The organism is Stackebrandtia albiflava, from assembly GCF_007994225.1.
GTDB lineage: Bacteria > Actinomycetota > Actinomycetes > Mycobacteriales > Micromonosporaceae > Stackebrandtia > Stackebrandtia albiflava.
On sequence record NZ_VLLL01000005.1, the window covers coordinates 4,359 to 24,139 of the forward strand.

A 19,781-nucleotide genomic window follows, 5' to 3' on the forward strand; every position below is an offset into this window, starting at 1 on the left:
GTCGAGGTCGTCGATGTACTGGTCGGGACGACAGGATTTGAACCTGCGACCCCCCGCTCCCAAAGCGGGTGCGCTACCAAGCTGCGCTACGTCCCGAAGATATGAAGTTGTGAGACGCAGCTTGGTAGCGCACGGTGTGCGCTACGCGGTGCTTCAGTGCGGCTCGCAAGCTCGCCGCAGCTGCGCTACGTCCCGAATATGAAGTTGTGGTCCGTACCGGTGGTGCGGTGGTGACGGCCGCAGGTAGCGTACCGCAGCGCCCGGTGGCGGGGCCAACGAGATTCGGGTCGCGGGTCGCCCACCGTCCCGTCGACGGGGATGGGATGGTGGAATCGGCCGCGAGCGTCGTCCGTTCCGAGTTCCGGGAGTGCCCATGACCGCACAGTCGTCCCCCTCGTCTCAGCCGGCCGAGGCTCGAAGCGGCCCGACCCCGGCCGTGCCGCCGATCCGGCCGGAGTTGGGGGTGTCGATCTTCTCCAGGATGGCGGCGTTGGCGGTCCGCACCGGTGCGGTGAACCTGGGACAGGGGTTCCCCGACGGCGGTGGACCGGCGGCGATGCTGGCGCGGGCGCAGCGGGAGATCGCGGCCGGTAACAACCAGTACGCACCGGCGGTGGGGGTGCGTTCGTTGCGTGAGGCGGTCGCGGAGCAGCGCGCGGACCGGTACGGCACCGGGTTCGATCCGGACACCGAGGTGGTGGTGACCGCCGGTGCGACCGAGGCGATCACGGCCGCGGTGCTGGCCTTCTGCCGCCCCGGTGACGAGGTGGTGGTGTTCGAGCCCTACTACGACAGTTACGCGGCGGCGACGGTGATGGCGGGTGCGACCCGGCGGGCCGTGCCGTTGCGGTACACCGAGGGGGAGTTCCGGTTCGATCCGGACGAGTTGACGGCGGCGTTCTCGGACCGGACCCGCGTCTTGATCATGAACACGCCGCACAATCCGACGGGGAAGGTGTTCACGGCGGAGGAACTGGCGACGATCGCGGAACTGTGCCGCAGGCACGACGTCCTGATCGTCAGCGACGAGGTGTACGAGTACCTGACCTACGACGGGGTGCGGCACGTGCCGGTCGCGACGTCGGCGCCCGAGCGGACCCTGTCGGTGTCGGGCTTGGGGAAGACGTTCTCGGCGACCGGTTGGCGGGTGGGTTGGGCGTGTGGCCCGGCCGAGCTGGTGGCGGCGGTGACGAGTGTCAAGCAGTACGCGAGCTTCACGGCGGCGACGCCCTTCCAGTTGGCGGCGGTGACGGCGTTGCGCGAATGCATGGACTGGGTGGAGGAACTGCGCCGGTCGTTGACGGTCCGCCGCGACTTGCTTTCCGGGGCGTTGCGGGAGGCGGGGATCGAGGTGTATCCGACGTCGGGGAGTTACTTCCTGCAGGCCGACGCGCGTTCCTTCGGCACCGACGACGGGATGGCGTTGTGTCTCGACCTGCCCGAGCGGGCCGGCGTGGTGGCGGTGCCGAGTGTGGCGTTCTTCGACCACCCGGAGGCGGGACGGCACCTGGTCAGGTTGGCGTTCTGTAAGGACGAGGCCACCTTGATCGAGGGTGCGAAACGGCTGGTCGGGTACCGCGACGCCGTCGCGTGACCGCCCCCGCCCACCCGGCCGGATGCCGGGCGGGCGGGGTGACGTGTTCAGGCGGGCTCGTAGTACTCCCGCATGAGCGCGGTGGCCCACTCCGGTTGCCGTACGGGCGTGTGGACGCCGAACTCCCGGATGTAGGGCTTGACGTCGAACACGGGCGTGCCGTCGAGCGCGTCCAGGTCGGCGATGTGTAGGTCGAGCCCGTCCACTTCGATCAGTCGGCACCTCGACACGCCGATCCGGTTGGGCCGGAACGGTCCCCGGTGCGCGAACACCCCCACCGGCGGCCACTCCGGGTTGCCCCGGGCCGGACGCGGCGTGTCGACCCGGATGGCGTCCGGGTCGATGCGGTCGAAGCCGAAGACGACTTCGAGGTGCGAGTACTCGTCGAGGCCGACGACCGCGGCGGTGGTGAAACGGTCGCCGTCGAGCCGGATGACGGCCGTGGTGTCCCGCCAGTGGTCCTCGACGGCTTCGGCGCGGCCGCCTACGACCCGGCCGATCGGTGTGAACTGCACGTGATGCTCCTCGGATTGCGGACGTGTCCGGTGATCATGGGGCACCCGGTACCGGCGGGTCAGCGTAGGTCGGTGATTGTGACCTCCTCGACCGTAGGTGTGGTGGTGGCCAGACCGAAGACGGCGGGTGCCTCGGCGGGAGGGTTCCGTCTGGCGGCGTCGAGTGCGGCGGCGTCCTCCCATCGCCACACGCCGACCCAGGCGTCGTCGGAGGCGCGGCCGAGCCAGGTGGAGGCGAGACCCGGGTTGACCGCGCGGGTGGCCTCGACGAGCGCGGTGTGGCGTGCGACGAGTTCTTCGGATGCGGCGTCGGAGTGGAAGCGTGTGATCGTCACGACGGACATGTTAGTTCTCCTCTAGAGTTCGACACTAGTGAACGAGTCCAGTTATACACTCTGGTCATGGTGACCGGCAAGAGCGGCGGCAGGCGTGCGCAGAAGGCGCGGGAGACCCGCGCGCGAATCCTCGCGGCGGCGAGGGACCTGTTCGTCTCCGAGGGGTACGGAACCACCTCGTTGCAGGAGGTCGCCGACCGTGCCGGGGTCGCCGTCCAGACCATCTACTTCGGATTCGGCAACAAGCGGACCGTCCTCAAGGAACTCGTGGACGTCACCGTCGCGGGCGACGACGCGCCGGTCGCCACCATGGAGAGGCCCTGGTTCAGGGAGATGATCGCCGCTCCGACGGCGGCCGAACACCTGCGGCGGCAGGTCGAGGGCAGCGGCGCGATCCTGGAACGTCTCGCGCCGATCGACCGGGTGGTGAAGACGGCCGCCGCGATGGACCCCGACGTGGCGGCCATGTGGCCCGAGGACGACGACCCCCGCGCGGTCGTGCTGACGGCCTCCGCCACCGCGTTGCTGCGTAAACCCGACGCCCGGGAAGAACTCACGACCGCGGAGGCCACCGACATCCTGTTCGGACTGTTGAGTCCCGAGCTGTACCTCGTCATGGTGGAACGCCGTGGGTGGGACGTCGAACGCTGGAAGGCGTGGACCTGTCGGACGCTGCGCGCGCAGTTGTGCCGGGAGTGACGGCTCGGCCCCGTCCTCAGGGTCGCGGGTAGGGGGTCGTGGGGGCGGTGACGACCGCCTCGACGAACCGCAGTACCCGCAGCGCGGTGGCGGCGTGCGGGGCGACGAATCCGCGCGCCCACTCCGGCGCGTCGGCGGGTGGTTTCCCGGCGGCGTACCCCTTCAGCGGCCCGGTGACGTCGCCGTGCAGGCGCCGCATCAACGACACCAGGACGGCGGTGGTGACCTCGTCGGTGTCGTAGTGCCGGTGGCGGCCGTGGAAGGCGACTTCCTCGGCGTCCAGCGCGAAGTCCGTCGATTGTGCGAGTCCGAAATCGGTGAGGTACACGCGCGTTCCGTCGGTGAGGACGTTCCCGAGGTGGGCGTCGGAGTGGTGCAGGCCGTGGCGCCCGAAGGACGTGACCGTGTCGGTGAGTTGCGTCCACAATGATCGGTATGCGTCGGGCAACTGGTCGTCGCGGCGGCCGGCGAGCCACCCGACGGCCGTTTCGGGAAGGTGCTCGGTGAACAGCGCGACGCAGTGCGTGGCGGCGGCCAGGGCGGCGATGCGGGCCGCGACCGCGGGATGACCGTCGAACGGTCCGTTCTCCGGCTTGGCCGCGGGACCGACGAACGGCACCACGCGGTGGTGGTACGTCAGTGGCACGCCGACCGTCTCTCCGGCGAGCGCCCACCGGGTGGCCGCGTCGTGCGCCGCCGGTTCCCGCCAGGCGTTGAAACCCGGCGAACCCACCCCGTACTGGCAGTACGGCGGCAGCCCGAACAGGTTCCCGGTGTGGCCGTCTCCCGCGCGGCGTTCGACGTCGGTGAGCCGGATCAGCTTGACGAACAACGGAACCCCGTCGACGTCGGTGCGCATCGTGCTGCCGCCGATCCCGGTGCCCAGCGGTTCGGCCTCGGCCAGCAGCGTGCCGATTCCGGTGTCGCTCATGGCGGCCAGCCGTCGGCTCACGTGGTGGTGTGCGGCGCGGCGCGAAACGGAGATCACTGCGGCTCCCTGGGGGGATCGGACACTGGCGGACATCGTGGAGGGTCGAGGTCGGTCGGCCGGCTCGGTGCCTCCGCCGGCGGGTGATCCGGGGCGTCACCGACTCGGCGGTCACCGTGGTACTGCCCGGTTCGCCCCCGGGTGGGGGCTCCGATGGTAACCGGCAGCCGAAGGAGGCCCGCTCGAGAAGCACTGTGGACTGCGGCACCCGGCACCCGATACGGTGACATCCCCACCCCGCTTGGTCCCCGCCGGGTCGTGCTTGGTCCTCGGTGAATCCGGTTATCAATGCATGAAACGGGCATATCAGGCGCGATCCGTCTACCGGGCGGGGACCAAGTCGGCGGGGACCAAGCGGGAAGAATTAGGGAAGGTGGAGGTCACGTGCCCGACATGTCGGTGATCGCGGCCCTGACGTTGCGAAGTCGGCGCCACGGGCTTCTCGACTCGCACGCGCGGTGGCCGTTGTACCGGAACGCTCTGCGATCTCCCGCCGCCCTGGAGTTGCTGCGCGCCGCCGTGGCCGTCGAACCCGATCGGGCGCTGGCGACCGCGGTGGTCGTGGCGGCGCTGGAGCGGCTCGACGGTTCCACTCACGACCGCTGGATCGACGTCCTGCCGCTAGAGGACCGGCCGTACTGCCGTCGCCGGTCGCGGGAGGTCGGGCTGCTCCGCCACGCGGTTTCCGGCGCTCTGATTCCGGAGGAATTGCGGGCGGGCGTCTCGGACTGGTCGGATCGGCTGCAACGACGGCTCGCCGAGTACGTTGACGACCGGGACGTCCTGACCGCCCTGGCGGCGTTCGGCCGCACCAGGCGGTCCGCGCGATGGCCGGAGAGCGTGGCCGGCGGGTCGGGCCGTTACGGCGCCCTACTGAAGGCGCCGTCACCGGCCTTGTCGGGGGTACCCGCGAACGAGGCACCGTCCGGAGAGGACCCTGACCGGTCAGGTCCGGTCGGCGGTGACGACGAACTGGGTGACCGTGGCCAGGAACGGTTCCTCCGACAGATGCCGCAGCCACCGTTCCGCCTGTTCCGGCGTGAGGTGACCGGCAGCCACCGCCCGCGCCGTGTTGCGCTGGAAGCCGAAGATCCGGTCGGCCTCGACCACCTCGCGGAACACCGGCGTCACGGGGACGACGTGAGGCACGGTGAATCCGGCGTCGGCGGCGAGCCGGGCGAGCGCCCGGCCGATACCGGCGTTGCGCACGACCCGCTCGGTGATGAACCGGGTGTAGGCCGCGCTGATCGTGGCGACCGGGTGGTCGACGGCGAGGGTGTGCCAGTCGGGTTCGGCCATGACGAGCCGGCCGCCGGGGCGTAGCACTCGCCGGGCCTCGGCGAGGACCCGCGCCGGGTCCGCGACGTGTTGCAGGACGCGGTCGGTGCGGACCCGGTCGATGGTCGCGTCACCGAACGGGAGGTCGTGTACGTCGCCGCGTACCACCTCTACCGGTGGCCGGGTGCGTTCGGTGGCCGTCGCCGTCATGACCGGATCGTTGTCGAGGCCGATCACCCGGGCGCCGGGCACGGCCATGGCGGCCAGGTCGGTGCCGGGCCCACAACCGAGGTCGAGGACGGTGTGGCCGCCCCGGATGTCCAACGCGTCCCGCAGCAGCGGTTTGTAGGAGTGTCCGGCGGACGAGCGCGCCGCACGGTCGAGGTAGTCGACGCGGTCCGGGGTCACGGCTTCGAACACCTGTGACATGGCGGCCACGCCTCGGCGTAGTTCCGCCTGCCCGGCCGTGGTGAGCCGCACGGGATTGCGGCGGCCGTGTGGTTCGGCCGGTTCGATGAGTCCCTTGGCCCGCAGCCGGTTCATCGCGCCGTAGAGGCTTCCGGGGCCGAGGCGGTGTCCGGAGAGTCGTGCGATGGCGGCGTTGATGGCATACCCGTGGAGGGGGCCGCCCGCGAGCGCGGACAGGACGAGGAGTTGGGCGTCGTTGGTCTGCACGGAAGGATGCTACGCGATGCGTAGTACGTCTCGCGTAGTACAGGCGCACGAGGAGGCCGCACGGTGCCGTGCCGAAATCGTGCGGCCGGGTTGCATCCTGAGACCGCACCCCGATTCCACCCGCGATCCCCTGAGGATGACCCCACGTGTCCCATCGCCAGTTCGACCCCGTCCGCGACGCCGTGGACATCGCGTCGCGGCAGTGGCTGCTGCCCGGTGAGCGGCTGCTGTACGTGTCCACCCGTCCCGACGTCCTGGTGGAGATGCCACGGCGGAACCGGGCGGGGAAGCTGAAGAGTCCCCTCATGCTCCGCATCCTCAAGTGGGTCTTCCTGTGGCCGTTCCTGTTGTGGCACGCCGTCGAGATCTCGGAACCGGAACCCAACGGGCCTCCGGCGTCCACCGTGACCTACGGCCCCGACCCGAGGTGTCTGGCCTCGGCGCACCTGGCCCCGGGCGTGAAGCCGAGGCGGAGCTTCTGGGTGCTCACCGATCGCCGCTTCGCGTACCTGCAGGCGGTTCCGACCGGGGAGGGGCTGGTCGCCTCGGCGGGACCGCTGGACGTCAAGGCCGCCATCCGCAACACCCGGAAGAAGGTCGCGGTGACGATGGGGCATCGGGACCTGCCGGTCGAACCGGTGAGGCTGACCGCCGTGGCCGAGTACGGCCCCGGCGAGTTCTCGCCGCAGGGCGTCGTCGTCCGCGAACTGCCGTTGGGGTTCACACCCCGCACCGCCAGGTACCACCGGATCCTGCTACGGGACGGCTCCGGCGTGGACCTGATCGACACGCCTCCCGAACCGCCTCGCCGGTGACACGTGGGCCAGCGGCGTCATCGGCACGAGCGGTGGACCGGGACGCCGTGCCCGAGCCGTGCGGCGGGGAGGCATGCTGTGCTCCGTAACCGTCCCGCGCTCCTCCGAGGATGACCCATCGTGTCCCACCGTCGATTCGCTCTGGCCCACGACGCGGAGAACACCGTGTCGCGGCAGTGGCTGCTGCCCGGTGAGCGGCTGCTGTACGTGTCCACCCGTACCGACGTCCTGGTGGAGATGCCCCGCCGGAACCGGGACGGGAAGTTCAAGAGCCCGCTGATCCTACGCATTCTCAAGTGGACCTTCCTGTTCCCGATCCTGTTGTGGCTGATCATGGAGGCGGGCGACTTCGGCACGGGTGGCAAGAAGCGGCCCGCGACCGTGGTGGCCTTCGGCCCTGATCCCCGTTGCCTGGCCTCCGGGCACCTGGCGCCCGGTGTGAAGCGGAACCGGGGTTTCTGGGTGCTCACCGACCGCCGGTTCGCCTACCTCCAGGCGGATCCCACCGGTGACGTGGACATCGCCCCGGAGGAGCCGGTGGACGTGAAGACGGCCATCGCGAACCTCCGGAACAAGATCCCCGTGTCGAACGCGGCGCCGTCGCTGCCGCCCGAACCGGTGAGGCTGACACCGGTGTTCGAGTACTCCCACGGGCAGTTCTCGACGCAGGGCGTCGTCGCTCGTGAGCTTCCCCGCAGCTACCGGCCCCGAACCGCCCGGTACCAGCGGGTCCTGTTGCCGGACGGCTCCGGAGTGGACCTGCTGTACGCGATCGACGACCCCGAACGGTCCGGGCGGTGAGCGGAGGTGGCGGTGCCGTGCGAGACCGTCGCGACGGCGATCGGCTACGGCCACCACGATCCGGCGGCCACGGCGCGACACCTCGAGGATCCGTCTGATGTGGAGTGACTTCGTCGCCGGTCTCGACGCCGGGTTCACGTTGTGCCCGCCGGCCGACCCGGCGGCGCTCGCGGGTGTCGCGGACCTGGTCGGTGGGCCGGTCCCGGACGAGCTCGCGGGGTTGTGGCGGGAGTCGGACGGACTCCTCGACCGGTACGGGACCGAGATCGTGTGGCCGTGGCGGCGCGTGGTGTGCGACAACCTGGAGTTCAGGAGCGCGCCGGACTTCGTGGGCTTGTACCGGCCCTTCGACTCGCTGCTGTTCTTCGGGGACGCGGGCAACGGCGACCAGTTCGCGTTCCCGACGGGAGGGGACGCGGTGTGGGTGTGGGACCACGAGGACGACGACCGCCGTGAGGTCGCCTCCGGGCTGCGGGATTACCTGAGACGCACGGCCACCGGCGACGACTGGTATCACCGGCCGCCGTGACCGCCGGTCCCGTTTCTGTGTACGTGATACACTGAGCGGGTCGAGGAGGTGTCACGTGGACACGATCGTCCGGCCGTGTACTGCGGCGGATCGCCCCGCTCTGCGGGAACTGCTGCCCCGGGTGGGGGAGGGCTCGCCCTCCGGCCGGTTGTGGGGCCATCCGGAATCGGAGGCGGACATCTATCTGTTCGCCTATGTGGACGCCGACCCCGAGTCGGTGCTCCTGGCCGAATCCGGAGGCCGCCTGGTGGGATACCTGGCGGGTGACCTGGGGGCGGGCGCGCTGCCCGCGGAGTCGGTCCGCATGGAAAGGGCGATGCGGGAGCACCGCCTGATGACCCGTCCGGCGACGTGGGGCTTCTTCGCGCGCGCGGCGATGGACGGCCTCGGCGGGTTCATCCGGCGCCGGCCGTCCGCCGGGGAGTTGACGGATCCCCGCTGGCCCGCCCACCTGCATGTGAACCTGGTGCCGGAGGCGCGTGGGACGGGCGCGGCGGAGATGTTGATGCGCGGGTGGTTCGAGCGGCTGCGGGAGAAGGGGGTACCGGGCTGCCACCTCCAGACCCTCGTCGAGAACGGGCGCGCGGTGCGGTTCTTCACGAGGATGGGCTTCCGTCCGCACGGCCCGACACCCCTGGTGCCGGGCATCCGTCACGACGGCCGGCGGCTCCACCAGCTCACCATGGTCCGGGAGACCTGATCGGTCAGCCTGCCGGCAGGGTCCGCAACCGGACGAAGTCCTCCGGGAGCACGGTGCCGCCGACGGTGAAGCTCTTGTGTCCGACGAGTGAGAATCCGTGCCGTTGATAGAACCGGTTGGCGCGGGCGTTGTCCCGCGAGACGCCCAGCCAGATGTACCCGGCGCCGGTGGTGGCGGCGTGGTCGGTGACGGCGTCCAGCAACGCCGTGGCTGTACCGTTGCCGTGTTCATCGCTTCGTAGGAAGAACTTGTTGAGTTCGACGACGTGCCCCTGCGGCAGCATGGCGGCGACGTCGGCCGCCGGTGGTTCGTTCCGGAGCAGGGCGTATCCGGTGATCCGGTCGTCCCGTTCGGTCAACAGCAGGGTGCGTGTCTCGTTGGTCAGGTGCTCGGTGAATCGTGCGGGGGACAGGTGCTCGGTGATGAACCGGCGGATGTCGGAAGGGGGAAGTGTGGGCGGGCAGGCCAGCGGGAACGTCTCCGCTGCCAGTGCCGACAGCGGCTCGGCGTCGTCGGCGTACGCGAACCGGATCGTCATGTCGTCACCACCCCCGGGTGGGTGTGGGGCCGGGCAGGCCGCTCAAGACCCGGTCGCCGAGCGCCTCGATGACGGCGGCGTCGCCGGGTAGCAGCCGGTCGGCGAACAGGCGCCGCACCGCGCGAAGGTGGGCGCCGGTGGCGGCGCGGAGTGCCTGATATCCGGTCACGGTGGCCACGACGTCGACGCCCTTTCCGGTGTCGGACGGGCATCGGGTGACCAGCCGTCGCTTCTCCATCCTGCCCAGATGGTGCGACAGTCGTGAGTAGGACCACTGCAGGTGGAGCATGAGTCGTTTGGCGGGCAGCCTGCGTCCTTCGGCGGGAGCGACGGCGGAGAGCACGTCGTAGTCCTGCATGGACAGATCGCCGGTCTCGGCGAGTTCACGTGCCAGCTGTGCGTCCAGGTGTCTGCTCATCTGCCGTAGTGCCTGCCAGGCGCGCAGGTCGGCCTCGGCGAGCCTGCCGGAGTCTTCGTGTGCCATGATCGGAGCGTACCGTCACTTGACATGTCAAGTCAACAACCGAGAGTTTGAGGAGCACCGCATGGCCGTCATCGGAGTGATCGTGGGCAGTACCCGGCCGGGCCGGATCGGCGGCGACGTCGGGAGTTGGGCCGCCGGGGTGCTGTCCGGCGTCGCCGAGGTGGACCTGATCGACCTGCGGGAGGTCGGCCTGCCCTTCCTGGACGAACCGGAACACGCCGGTACCGGCGTGTACGCGCACGCCCACACCCGGGCCTGGTCCCGCCGGGTCGCGGCGCTGGACGCGATGCTGTTCGTCACCCCCGAATACAACGGATCGTTCCCCGCCCCGTTGAAGAACGCGCTGGACTTCCTGTCCCTCGAATGGCGCGACAAGCCCGCCGGGATCCTCGCCTACGGCAACACCTCCTCGGGTACCCGTGCGGCCACCGCCCTGTTGCCGGTGCTGGGACAGCTCAGGATGCTGTTCGCCGGGTCGGTGTTCCTGCCGTTGCCCACCAGGGTGTCCGAGGCGGGACTGACCACCACGGAGCGCGACGCCGAGGCGCTGTACGGCCTGGGGCACCGCCTGACCGCCCTGACGGGTCTCATCGCTCCGGCGGCCGCCTGACCGGCAGCGGCGACCGAAGAACCGGCGCCGCCGTTCCGGTGGTGGGGATCCGTGGTCGGCGAACGGTTCTGCCGACCGTGAAGCCTTCGCATCAAACCGCTGTGGGGCAACATGGTCGTCAACCGCGGTTTCGCGTGGGTGTCGCAGCGGCCGTGCCGTACTGGTGTGGAAGGTCTTATCAGCTCGAACATTACCTCCAGCCTGATGTGGCGATCGTTGGCTTGTGGTTCTTCACGGATTAGCTACCCGTCCCAGGCGCTTGTCTCGTCCCGCTGACAGGACAAGCACCCTTCCGATAGTCGGTTCACCAGCTGATTGGATGGCCATTGGTTCTGCGGCAGCCCGGATGGGCAGACGATGGGGAAGTTATCCCTGAACTGGATGTGCAGGCAAGTTGGCGTTCCTCGTTGTGCGTTCATCTTCTGTGGTATCTCGAAGAATCGGTATACAGTTCACCTTAGGTTTTCATCAGCGCGCACTTGGCTCCAATCGTGTCTGGCGGGAAACGTTGCCCGACTCCTCCGTCCATGAATATAAGTCGAACGGCTGGGTAGTCCGTTGTGAGCGAGAGTCGTTCGAAGATAGTTCTGGTCGATGACGGCTTCGAAGATATTGGTCTACCCCAGAAAGGGGGCCAAAATGGCAACTGTCGGTTATCCCAAGATTTCTAGCAAGGCGTGGAGAGCGCTTCGGGCGCGGGCATCTTCTGCTCCGACTACGAAGTACACGCCGGCGAACGTTGCGGCAATGCTGGGCATGGCGAGCCCCGATAGCGCCCGTGACAATACCGTCTCCCCGATGAAACGTCTCGGCCTCATAGACGAAGATGGAACGCTCACCGACCGTGGGAACAAATGGCGAGTCGACCTGACCTATCCTGACGCGTGTGGCGAAATACTGGCGGATGTCTACCCCTCCGACCTAGCGACACTGGTGGATCATGAGGGCAAGCCCGATCAACAACAGGTGCAGACATGGCTCGAGCACAAGGGCTTCGGAGGATCCAATGCGCGTCAGATGGCTGCAACATACGTGATGATCGCAGGAAAGATCATCCCTGAACCTTTTGTTGGTGACCAAAGGTCCAATGGGAAACAAACGAAAAGGGCGGAGGCGGCTACGAAGGTAGCAAAGAAGGCTCTGCCCAAGGTCGAGGTAGAGCCCGCATTGCGACAATCTGTTATTGAAGGTAAGCCCGAGGTTGGCTCGGGGCGGCCCAATCTTCACCTTGACATTCAGATCCACATACCTGCTGATGCGACGACTGGCCAGATCGATCAAATTTTCGCCAGCATGGCGAAGCATTTGTATGGGAAATGACGGTGCATGGGGAGGGCATCGTGCTGGCCAGCAATAGAATTCAGTGGGATGCAGGTATCTTGCTTACTTGCACTCGAGCGGACTTTGTAGATCAGCTGGAAACACTGGCTGTTGGCAGGAAGATTGCAAGTGATCTCATTGAATACCGATACAAAGCTGAAAGATCGGCAAACAGGCCAGTAGTGGTTGTTGACGGAGAGCCTGAAGTCGTGTCAATTGACGACGACCTTCTTGTACTTAATGATTGGATTACGGACTATGACCGACGTATTACGATCGGAAGCCTACGTGCGGTGACCAGATCACGATTCATAACCGCACACTTTGCCGACTCCGTAGAGGCAGGGGTGAAAGCTCTAAATGAGTGCGTTCGCGCGAAGTCCGGCAGCGTGGAAGACGGAGACGCACTGATGACCTCGGTGTTTTCGGAAAGGAACCCTAAGCTTCGTATTAACTCTCTCAGAACGCAGAGTGAAAAGAGCGAACAGCGAGGGCACATGATGATGTGTCAGGGGGTCATCGCAGCATGGCGCAACCCTCGAGCGCACAATTCCTGGGTTGTTGACATACCTGAGACTGCGTTGATGATGCTCGAAACCGTTCAGCATCTCATGCAAGTAACGATGTTGGCGACCCGTGCCCGGCGGAAACGGGCCACATAGGGGATTGAGAAGACCCAGTAATCAGAAATCGCCCTTACGACCAATATTGGATCACGCAGGCCTGAGGTAAAGGGGCAAGTTCATCACCAGCGCTTTTGTGGTGACTCCGTCGTTAGATCTAAATGCATGCGAGGCATTGAAGTGGCTGGCAGATGCTCGCGGTACCGGGCGTCACGGAGCGAGGCCGGCTTCCAGCGTCAGGTGGTACGGGGTGAAGCCGTGGCGGCGGTAGAACCGGGTGGCGTCGGCGTTGTCGGCGTGCGCGGTCACCGACAGCCGTGTCACGCCGTGGCCGCGCGCCCAGTCGGTGAACGCGGACAGGAGACGGGTTCCGACTCCCCGGTTCCGCAGGGGTGGCGAGACGTACATGCTCAGCAGGGTCGCCTTGTCGGCGGTGCGCAACGGGTCCGGCGGCGAGATCCTGCCCCACAGGATGCCGCCGACGTCGGTACCGGCCTCGGCCGTCAGGAACAGTTGCGAGGGGTCCGAGAGGTTCGCGAGCAGGTGACGTGCGGCTTCGCGGGCGGGCCAGGTCTGGTCGATCGTGTCGTCCCGGGTGCCGGCGTCCTCGGCGAACAGTCCACCGACGCACCGGGCGTATCCGGGTGCGTCGGCGGTGGTGGCCCTGCGGATGCGGACCGTCGGTTCGAGTCTCATGTCCGGTGACCCTAGCGGGGCGTCGGAGCGCGGCGACCGCTGGGTCCACTATGGATATATTTTAATCGTCGCCTCCGGTGTCCGTCTCGGCCGGTGGGCAACACGCCAGCAGGTGGCCGCGCAGGTCTTCGAGGCTCCGCAGGAAGGCGGCGGGATCCGGTCGGTAGTGGACCGTCTTCCACTCCCTGCGAGAGATGAGGAGGCCGGCGTCCCGGAGGGTCGCGAGGTGGGTCGACGCCGCCGACTGGGCGAGCCCGAGCCGCTCGGCCACCTCCGTGACGGTCAGCTCGCCGTCCGCGAACTCCCACATGATGGCCTGCCGGGTGGGGCTGGCCAGGGCTTTGAGGAACGCCTGCGCCTCGGGGCTGAGCTCGTCTCGTGTGGTCGCCACCGGTCAAGGATGCCGCGTGGATTCCGTCGCGTCAATTTGTCATTTCGCGAAATGACGATATGATGTCGGCATGACGACCACCCCACACACGACCGACGTCGTGATCATCGGAGCCGGGCAGTCCGGTCTCGCCGCGGCCGGCGCCCTGGGCGCCGCCGGAGTCCGCCCCGTGGTCCTGGAGGCCGCCGCCGAGCCGCACGGTTCATGGCCCCACTATTACGACTCACTCAAGGCGTTCTCCTCCAACCGGTTCAACGCCATGCCCGGCCTGCCCTTCGGCGGTGACCCCGACGATCACCCGACCCGTGACGAGGTGGCGGAGTACCTGCGTCGGTACGCCGCCGGGTTGGACGCCGAGATCCGCACCGGCGTCAGGGTCACCGAGGTCGGCCACGACGGCGGCCGGTTCGTCGTCCACACGGCCGGCGGCGACACCCTCGAGGCCGGGGCCGTGGTGGCCGCGACCGGATCGTTCGGGAATCCGTACACGCCGGAGTTGCCCGGTGCGGCGGCATACCGGGGGATCGTCCGGCACGTGGCCGACTACCGGAACCCCGCTCCGTACGCCGGATCGCGGGTCGTGGTCGTCGGCGGCGGCAATTCGGCGGTGCAGGTGGCCTGTGAGTTGGCGCAGGTCGCGACGGTGACGGTCGCCAGTACGGAACCATTGACGCTCGTGCCGCACCGTCCCGGTGGTCGTGACGTCCACCATGTACTGACGGTTGCGGTGGATCCGCTTCCGGCGCCCTGGGTCGCACTCCTATTCGACGGCGCGCCCGTCCTGGACATCGGTGGATACGCGGAGGCGTTCGCCGCCGGTAGGCCGGATCGGCGTGACATGTTCACGACGTTCACCGAGGACGGCGTCCGCTGGTCCGACGGCACCACCGAACCGGTGGACGCGGTGATCACGGCCACCGGCTACCGTCCCGATCTCGGCTATCTGCGAGCGCTGGGCGCGTTGGACGCCACGGGAGCGCCGTTGCACTCCGGCGGCCTGTCGACCACCCACGCCGGACTCGCGTACCTGGGGCTGGAGTTCCAGCGCTCGTTCGCGTCCAACACCCTGCGTGGGGTCTTCGCCGACGCCGCGGCGATCGCTCCGGCCGTGGCGGCCGTCGCCCGTGGAGGTCATCGCCTGCTCGGGTGATGACACCTGCGGGCACACGCCGTCAGTCGCAGGCGCAGTCCTCGTCGCTCGCCGGCCGAGTCAGGCCGGCGAGCATCCGGACCGGGACGGCGACCTCGTCGCAGCACACCGAGTAGATGTTGGCGCGGCCCCGGGGTGTGGCGACGATCAGGTTCTGTTCCCGCAGCGGTGTGAGGTGGTGGCTCACGAGTGTCTGGGACAGGCCGGTGGCCTCCGTCAGTTCCCGCACGCTGCGGGGGCGCTCCGCGAGCAGCAGCATGAGCGTGAGCCTCGTCTCGTCGGCGAGCGCCTTGAGCTGCGGTGCCAGCCGGGACGCCTGGTCGGTGATGGAGACGGGCAGGGTGTCCGACGTCTGAGCCATGAATCGATTATGCACCGAACTTGCCATCAACAGCAATCACTGGTAATACTTGCGTTCATTGGAGCCTGGTGGGGCTCCCCGAACGAAAGGAGCCGGTCGTGTCCGAGACGACGACCGTATCGACCGCCGTGGTTATCGGCGCCGGGCCGGTGGGACTGGCCGCCGCCGCCCACCTGGTGGAACGCGGGATCACCCCCGTGGTCCTCGAAGCCGGCGACCGCGCCGGCGCGGCGGTGGCGGAATGGTCCCACGTCAGGCTGTTCTCGCCGTGGCGTTTCAACATCGACGCCGCCGCCCGGCGCCTGTTGTCGGCCACCGGTTGGACCGCACCGAACCCCGACCACCTGCCGACCGGTGGGGAACTCGTGGCCGACTACCTCGCCCCGCTCGCGGCGACCCCGGAACTGGCCGACCGGGTCCGCTACGGTGCCACGGTCGTGGCCGTCGCCCGCGCCGGCGTCGACAAGACCCGCACCGTCGGACGAGACGGCACCCGCTACCTGGTCCGGATCCGCACCTCCGGAGGCACCGTCGAGGACCTGCGCGCCGACGCGGTCATCGACGCCTCCGGCACCTGGGGACACTCCAACCCGCTCGGCGCACACGGGCTTCCCGCGCTCGGAGAATCCGAAGCCGCCCCGTACTTGACCGGTCCGCTGCCCGACGTCCTCGGCGCCGCCCGCGCCCGCTTCGCGGGCAGACATACCCTCGTCGTGGGTATGGGCCACTCGGCGGCCAACACCCTGCTGACACTGGCGGAACTGGCGGAGACCGCGCCGGGCACCCGCGTCACCTGGGCGATCCGCGCCGCCTCGGCCGCCCGCGCCTACGGCGGTGGAGACGCCGACGCGCTCCCCGCCCGTGGCGCTCTCGGCACGCGGCTGCGGGAACTGGTCACCGCCGGGCGGGTCACCCTGCTGGCGGGGCTGACGATCGACGCCCTCAATCCGGCGGGAGACACCGTCACGGTGTCCGGGCACACCGCCGACGGCGCGACCGCCGTGGACGTCCACAACGTGGTGGCGGCCACCGGGTTCCGGCCCGACCTGTCGATACTGCGTGAGGTGCGGTTGGACCTCGACCCGGCGGTGGAGGCCCCGACCCGCCTGGGACCGCTGGTCGACCCGAACTTCCACTCGTGCGGCACCGTGCCGCCCCACGGCGAACGCGAACTGGCCCACCCCGACACCGGCTTCTACATCGCCGGGATGAAGAGCTACGGACGGGCACCCACGTTCCTGATGGCCACCGGATACGAACAGGTCCGGTCGATCGCCGCCGCGCTGGCCGGCGACCGCGAGGCCGCCGACGCCGTCCACCTGGAACTCCCCGAGACCGGTGTCTGCTCCTCGCAGCCGGTGACCGAGGACGAGGCGGGCAACGTCGTCTTCGCCGACTCGTCGGAGTCCTGCTGCGGCGGCCCCGCCGCCGCGCCCGCGCCGCCGGCACGCGGCCTGGCCACCGGTGTCGCCCACGGCCACTCCGGAGCGGTGGCGACCCTGCCGGTCGCCCAGGCGTCCGGGTGTTGCGGCGGCGCCGACCCGGCATGACCACCGGCGAACGTCTCACGGCGGCGGCCGTGTCCGCTCCGACCGGTGCGGATCGCGCCCGCCGCCGTGGCCTGATCGCGTTGTGCGCGACCGAGATCACCAGTTGGGGCGTCCTCTACTACGCGTTCCCGGTGTTGATGGGCGGAATCGGCGCCGACACCGGCTGGTCCGCCACCACCGTCATGGGCGGCTTCTCGGTCGGGCTCGCCGTGTCGGCGGTGGCGGGTGTCCCGGTGGGCCGGCTACTCGACCGGTGGGGTCCCCGGCCGGTCATGACCGCCGGCTCGGTACTCGGCGTCGTGTCGGTGGCCGCCATCGCCACCGCCGAAAGTCCCCTGTGGTACATCGCGGCCTGGGCGTTGTCGGGGATCGCGCAGGCGGGCGTGTTCTACAAGCCCGCGTTCGCCGCGATCACCGGCTGGTACGGGCCGTCGAGGATCCGGCCGTTGACCGCGTTGACACTGGTGGCGGGACTGTCCAGCACGGTGTTCGCGCCGCTGACCGCCGTGCTCGCCGACCGCACCGACTGGCGGACCACCTACCTGGTCCTCGCCGTGGTGCTCGCGGTCGTCACGGTGCCGGCTCACGCGGTGTTCCTGAAGGTCCCGTGGCACCCGGAGACCCGCGATCCCGCTACCGGTGGTGGCGGTGGCGTCATGCGGTCGAGGCCGTTCGTGCTGTTGACGGTGGCGATGGCCCTGGCCACCTTCGGCATGTTCGCCGCGACGGTCAACCTGGTACCGCTGCTCACCGCGCACGACGCATCGACCGGGTTCGCCGCCTGGGCGTTGGGCCTGTGCGGTGCCGGGCAACTGCTGGGCCGGGTCGGATACGGCAGGTTCAGCGCGGCCACCGGGGTCCGGGCCAGGACGGTGACGGTGCTGGCGGCGGGCGGTCTCACCATCGCGGTCACCGCCTTCGCCGCAGGTCCGACGATCGGCCTGATGGCGGCGGTGATCGTCTTCGGAGCCACTCGCGGCACCCTGACCCTGCTGGAGGCCACCGCGGTCTCCGACCGGTGGGGGACGGGCGGTTTCGGCGCCCTGTACGGCGCGTACAGCGCACCGGCCACCGTCGCCATGGCGATGACCCCGTGGGTCGGCGCGGTGCTGACCGACTGGATCGGCGGCTACCGGCCACTGTTCCTGGCGTCGGCGGCGATCGTGCTGCTCGCCGCGGTCTTCGCGGTGTGGTCGGTCCCGGCCACGTCGCGGCGCGACGCCGGATCCACCTGACGGTTCCGGCATGTCCACACGGCCGACGGTGGGACGTCTCACCGTCCCGGCCGGTGGACATGTCCGGCGCGATGGTGTTTCATCGAACCGTGTTGATATCAACCGAGGTTGATGTGATCCGCCTGCTGGCCGACCCGTTGCGCGCCCGGCTGGTCGGGTTGCTCGCCGACGGCCCCGCCTGCACCTGTCACCTCGTCGCCGACACCGGCGCCAAACAGCCCACCGTGTCGCACCACCTGAAGGTCCTCAAGGAGGCCGGGTTGGTGGTCGCGGAGCCGCGCGGCCGGTTCACCTACTACCGGTTGCTGCCCGAGCCGCTGGAGCGGTGTGCCGCCGGGCTGGCCGGCCTGTCCGCACGCGCCCGCGCCAACGCCGGCCGCGCCAGGGAGTGCTGATGGCCGCCACCACGCCCCCGCGTCTGTCCACCCTCGACAGGTTCCTGCCGCTGTGGATCGGGGCCGCCATGTTGGCCGGGCTCGGTCTCGGCCGCGCCGTGCCCGGAATGGACGCCGCCCTCGACGCGATCAGCGTCGGCGGGATATCGCTCCCCATCGCCCTCGGTCTGCTCCTGATGATGTACCCGGTGTTGGCGAAGGTCCGCTACGACCGGCTCGACACCGTCACCGGCGACCGGCGGCTGCTCGTCACCTCGTTGCTGCTCAACTGGATCGTCGGCCCGGCCGTCATGTTCGCACTGGCCTGGCTGCTGTTGCCCGACCTGCCCGAGTACCGCACCGGCCTCATCATCGTCGGCCTCGCCCGCTGCATCGCCATGGTGATCATCTGGAACGACCTGGCGTGCGGCGACCGGGAGGCCACCGCCGTCCTCGTCGCGCTGAACTCGGTGTTCCAGGTGGTCGCTTTCGGCGCGCTCGGCTGGTTCTACCTCGACGTCCTGCCCGGGCTGCTCGGACTGCCCACCGAGGGACTCACCGTGTCGGCGTGGGACATCGTCCTCAACGTCCTGGTGTTCCTCGGGATACCGCTCGCCGCCGGTCTCCTGACCCGGCTGTGGGGTGAACGCGCCAGGGGACGCGACTGGTACGAGCGGCGGTTCCTGCCCCGGATCGGCCCCTTCGCCCTGTACGGCCTGCTGTTCACCATCGTCGTGCTGTTCGCCCTCCAGGGCGACACGATCACCCGCCGTCCCGGCGACGTGGCACGGATCGCGATCCCGTTGCTGGTGTACTTCGTGGTGATGTGGGCGGGTTCCTTCGCGCTGGGCAGGGCGATCGGCCTGGGATACCCGCGCACCACCGCGCTGGCGTTCACGGCGGCGGGCAACAACTTCGAGCTGGCCATCGCGGTCTCGGTGGCGACCTTCGGAGTCACCTCGGGCCAGGCCCTGGCCGGAGTGGTGGGGCCGTTGATCGAGGTGCCCGTACTGGTGGGGCTGGTGTACGTCGCGCTCCGGCTCCGAAGGGCCGGCGAACGTGACCGTACGCCGCAGGCGTAGTGAATCCGAACCGAGGAGGAGTTCCGTGACCGCGAGACCCGAGGTCCTGTTCGTCTGCGTCCACAACGCCGGGCGCTCCCAGATGGCCGCCGCGTTGCTCGACCACCACGCCGGGGGCGGGGTGACGGTCCGCTCGGCCGGGTCGGCACCGGCCGACACGGTCAACCCGGCCGTCGTGGCGGCGATGGCGGAGATCGGGCTGGACATCAGCCGGGAGTACCCCAAGCCGCTCACCGAGGACTCGGTGCGGTCGGCGGACGTCGTCATCACGATGGGATGCGGGGACGCCTGCCCGTTCTATCCGGGGAAGCGTTACCTGGACTGGGCGTTGCCCGACCCGGCGGGCCGACCCGTCGAGGAGGTCCGGGAGATCCGCGACCTCATCGACGACCGTGTGCGGCGGTTGCTACGGGAACTGCTTCCCGGGGACGCCTGAGC

General features: G+C 69.1%; 24 protein-coding genes and 1 tRNA gene. 15 read left to right on the forward strand and 10 right to left on the reverse strand.

Annotated features, from left to right (window positions below; translation table 11 throughout):
* Positions 1 to 19: 19 nt before the first annotated feature.
* Positions 20 to 96: transfer RNA gene (locus LX16_RS00810), tRNA-Pro, on the reverse strand.
* A 277-nt stretch (positions 97 to 373) separates the two neighbouring features.
* Here LX16_RS00810 and LX16_RS00815 point away from each other — a divergent pair.
* The gene (locus tag LX16_RS00815) at positions 374 to 1,594 is read left to right on the forward strand and encodes an aminotransferase class I/II-fold pyridoxal phosphate-dependent enzyme (protein WP_170283836.1); all 1,221 of its coding nucleotides are present in this window, start codon (positions 374 to 376) and stop codon (positions 1,592 to 1,594) included.
* Positions 1,595 to 1,641: 47 nt separating this feature from the next.
* On the opposite strand, the gene LX16_RS00820 is transcribed toward LX16_RS00815, so the two are convergent.
* Positions 1,642 to 2,109: an SAM-dependent methyltransferase gene (locus tag LX16_RS00820; RefSeq protein WP_244615623.1), complete on the reverse strand. Its 468-nt coding sequence runs from the start codon at positions 2,107 to 2,109 to the stop codon at positions 1,642 to 1,644.
* A 59-nt stretch (positions 2,110 to 2,168) separates the two neighbouring features.
* Positions 2,169 to 2,444 carry a hypothetical protein gene (locus LX16_RS27345; protein WP_244615624.1) on the reverse strand — a complete coding sequence of 92 codons (276 nt, stop codon included), beginning with the start codon at positions 2,442 to 2,444 and terminating at the stop codon, positions 2,169 to 2,171.
* 66 nt (positions 2,445 to 2,510) lie between these two features.
* Here LX16_RS27345 and LX16_RS00825 point away from each other — a divergent pair, with 66 nt between their 5' ends.
* Positions 2,511 to 3,143: a TetR/AcrR family transcriptional regulator gene (locus LX16_RS00825; RefSeq protein ID WP_147131576.1), complete on the forward strand. Its 633-nt coding sequence runs from the start codon at positions 2,511 to 2,513 to the stop codon at positions 3,141 to 3,143.
* 16 nt (positions 3,144 to 3,159) lie between these two features.
* On the opposite strand, the gene LX16_RS00830 is transcribed toward LX16_RS00825, so the two are convergent.
* Positions 3,160 to 4,131, reverse strand: a complete 972-nt coding sequence (locus tag LX16_RS00830) for a phosphotransferase (protein WP_158645441.1) — start codon at positions 4,129 to 4,131, stop codon at positions 3,160 to 3,162.
* Positions 4,132 to 5,076: 945 nt separating this feature from the next.
* Positions 5,077 to 6,084, reverse strand: a complete 1,008-nt coding sequence (locus LX16_RS00835; RefSeq protein ID WP_147131582.1) for a methyltransferase domain-containing protein — start codon at positions 6,082 to 6,084, stop codon at positions 5,077 to 5,079.
* Positions 6,085 to 6,230: 146 nt separating this feature from the next.
* On the opposite strand from LX16_RS00835, the gene LX16_RS00840 reads away from it, so the two are divergent.
* The 4 genes from LX16_RS00840 to LX16_RS00855 all read left to right on the forward strand — a co-directional run bounded on the left by LX16_RS00840 (position 6,231) and on the right by LX16_RS00855 (position 8,929).
* A complete protein-coding gene (locus LX16_RS00840) occupies positions 6,231 to 6,899 on the forward strand; it encodes a hypothetical protein (protein ID WP_147131585.1) in 669 nt (222 codons plus the stop codon).
* 120 nt (positions 6,900 to 7,019) lie between these two features.
* Complete coding sequence (locus LX16_RS00845; protein ID WP_147131588.1) at positions 7,020 to 7,700, forward strand: hypothetical protein; 681 nt, start codon at positions 7,020 to 7,022, stop codon at positions 7,698 to 7,700.
* Between the two features lie 97 nt (positions 7,701 to 7,797).
* Complete coding sequence (locus tag LX16_RS00850) at positions 7,798 to 8,229, forward strand: SMI1/KNR4 family protein (RefSeq protein WP_147131592.1); 432 nt, start codon at positions 7,798 to 7,800, stop codon at positions 8,227 to 8,229.
* Positions 8,230 to 8,284: 55 nt separating this feature from the next.
* The gene (locus LX16_RS00855) at positions 8,285 to 8,929 is read left to right on the forward strand and encodes a GNAT family N-acetyltransferase (RefSeq protein ID WP_147131595.1); all 645 of its coding nucleotides are present in this window, start codon (positions 8,285 to 8,287) and stop codon (positions 8,927 to 8,929) included.
* A 4-nt stretch (positions 8,930 to 8,933) separates the two neighbouring features.
* Here the strand turns inward: LX16_RS00855 and LX16_RS00860 are convergent, their stop codons facing one another.
* Both LX16_RS00860 and LX16_RS00865 read right to left on the reverse strand, forming a co-directional pair.
* Positions 8,934 to 9,467 (reverse strand): GNAT family N-acetyltransferase, encoded by a 534-nt coding sequence (locus tag LX16_RS00860; RefSeq protein WP_147131598.1) that lies wholly within the window; start codon positions 9,465 to 9,467, stop codon positions 8,934 to 8,936.
* Between the two features lie 4 nt (positions 9,468 to 9,471).
* Positions 9,472 to 9,951 carry a MarR family winged helix-turn-helix transcriptional regulator gene (locus LX16_RS00865; protein WP_147131601.1) on the reverse strand — a complete coding sequence of 160 codons (480 nt, stop codon included), beginning with the start codon at positions 9,949 to 9,951 and terminating at the stop codon, positions 9,472 to 9,474.
* Positions 9,952 to 10,012: 61 nt separating this feature from the next.
* On the opposite strand from LX16_RS00865, the gene LX16_RS00870 reads away from it, so the two are divergent.
* The 3 genes from LX16_RS00870 (at position 10,013) to LX16_RS00880 (ending at position 12,543) form a co-directional block, all read left to right on the forward strand.
* Positions 10,013 to 10,561, forward strand: coding sequence for an NADPH-dependent FMN reductase (locus LX16_RS00870; protein ID WP_158645442.1), 549 nt, complete (start codon positions 10,013 to 10,015; stop codon positions 10,559 to 10,561).
* Positions 10,562 to 11,155: 594 nt separating this feature from the next.
* Positions 11,156 to 11,881, forward strand: a complete 726-nt coding sequence (locus LX16_RS00875) for a hypothetical protein (RefSeq protein ID WP_147131608.1) — start codon at positions 11,156 to 11,158, stop codon at positions 11,879 to 11,881.
* A 20-nt stretch (positions 11,882 to 11,901) separates the two neighbouring features.
* Positions 11,902 to 12,543: a TIGR02391 family protein gene (locus LX16_RS00880; protein WP_158645443.1), complete on the forward strand. Its 642-nt coding sequence runs from the start codon at positions 11,902 to 11,904 to the stop codon at positions 12,541 to 12,543.
* A 171-nt stretch (positions 12,544 to 12,714) separates the two neighbouring features.
* On the opposite strand, the gene LX16_RS00885 is transcribed toward LX16_RS00880, so the two are convergent.
* A complete protein-coding gene (locus LX16_RS00885) occupies positions 12,715 to 13,200 on the reverse strand; it encodes a GNAT family N-acetyltransferase (protein WP_147131613.1) in 486 nt (161 codons plus the stop codon).
* A gap of 61 nt (positions 13,201 to 13,261) precedes the next feature.
* Positions 13,262 to 13,591 carry an ArsR/SmtB family transcription factor gene (locus LX16_RS00890; RefSeq protein ID WP_244615625.1) on the reverse strand — a complete coding sequence of 110 codons (330 nt, stop codon included), beginning with the start codon at positions 13,589 to 13,591 and terminating at the stop codon, positions 13,262 to 13,264.
* 70 nt (positions 13,592 to 13,661) lie between these two features.
* On the opposite strand from LX16_RS00890, the gene LX16_RS00895 reads away from it, so the two are divergent.
* A complete protein-coding gene (locus tag LX16_RS00895; RefSeq protein WP_147131618.1) occupies positions 13,662 to 14,741 on the forward strand; it encodes a flavin-containing monooxygenase in 1,080 nt (359 codons plus the stop codon).
* Between the two features lie 22 nt (positions 14,742 to 14,763).
* On the opposite strand, the gene LX16_RS00900 is transcribed toward LX16_RS00895, so the two are convergent.
* On the reverse strand, positions 14,764 to 15,102 hold the full coding sequence (locus LX16_RS00900) for an ArsR/SmtB family transcription factor (protein ID WP_147131620.1): 339 nt from the start codon (positions 15,100 to 15,102) through the stop codon (positions 14,764 to 14,766).
* A 98-nt stretch (positions 15,103 to 15,200) separates the two neighbouring features.
* Between LX16_RS00900 and LX16_RS00905 the strand changes: the two genes are divergently transcribed.
* The 5 genes from LX16_RS00905 (at position 15,201) to LX16_RS00925 (ending at position 19,779) form a co-directional block, all read left to right on the forward strand.
* Entirely contained in the window at positions 15,201 to 16,652 is a 1,452-nt protein-coding gene (locus LX16_RS00905) for an NAD(P)-binding domain-containing protein (protein ID WP_147131623.1), read from the forward strand.
* Between the two features lie 29 nt (positions 16,653 to 16,681).
* Positions 16,682 to 17,887: an MFS transporter gene (locus LX16_RS00910; protein WP_244615626.1), complete on the forward strand. Its 1,206-nt coding sequence runs from the start codon at positions 16,682 to 16,684 to the stop codon at positions 17,885 to 17,887.
* An 89-nt stretch (positions 17,888 to 17,976) separates the two neighbouring features.
* A complete protein-coding gene (locus LX16_RS00915) occupies positions 17,977 to 18,282 on the forward strand; it encodes an ArsR/SmtB family transcription factor (RefSeq protein ID WP_244615627.1) in 306 nt (101 codons plus the stop codon).
* Positions 18,282 to 19,343 carry an ACR3 family arsenite efflux transporter gene (arsB, locus tag LX16_RS00920; RefSeq protein WP_147131632.1) on the forward strand — a complete coding sequence of 354 codons (1,062 nt, stop codon included), beginning with the start codon at positions 18,282 to 18,284 and terminating at the stop codon, positions 19,341 to 19,343. The genes LX16_RS00915 and arsB overlap by 1 nt, the downstream gene beginning before the upstream one ends.
* A gap of 82 nt (positions 19,344 to 19,425) precedes the next feature.
* Positions 19,426 to 19,779 carry an arsenate reductase/protein-tyrosine-phosphatase family protein gene (locus LX16_RS00925; RefSeq protein ID WP_170283850.1) on the forward strand — a complete coding sequence of 118 codons (354 nt, stop codon included), beginning with the start codon at positions 19,426 to 19,428 and terminating at the stop codon, positions 19,777 to 19,779.
* Positions 19,780 to 19,781: the final 2 nt, after the last annotated feature.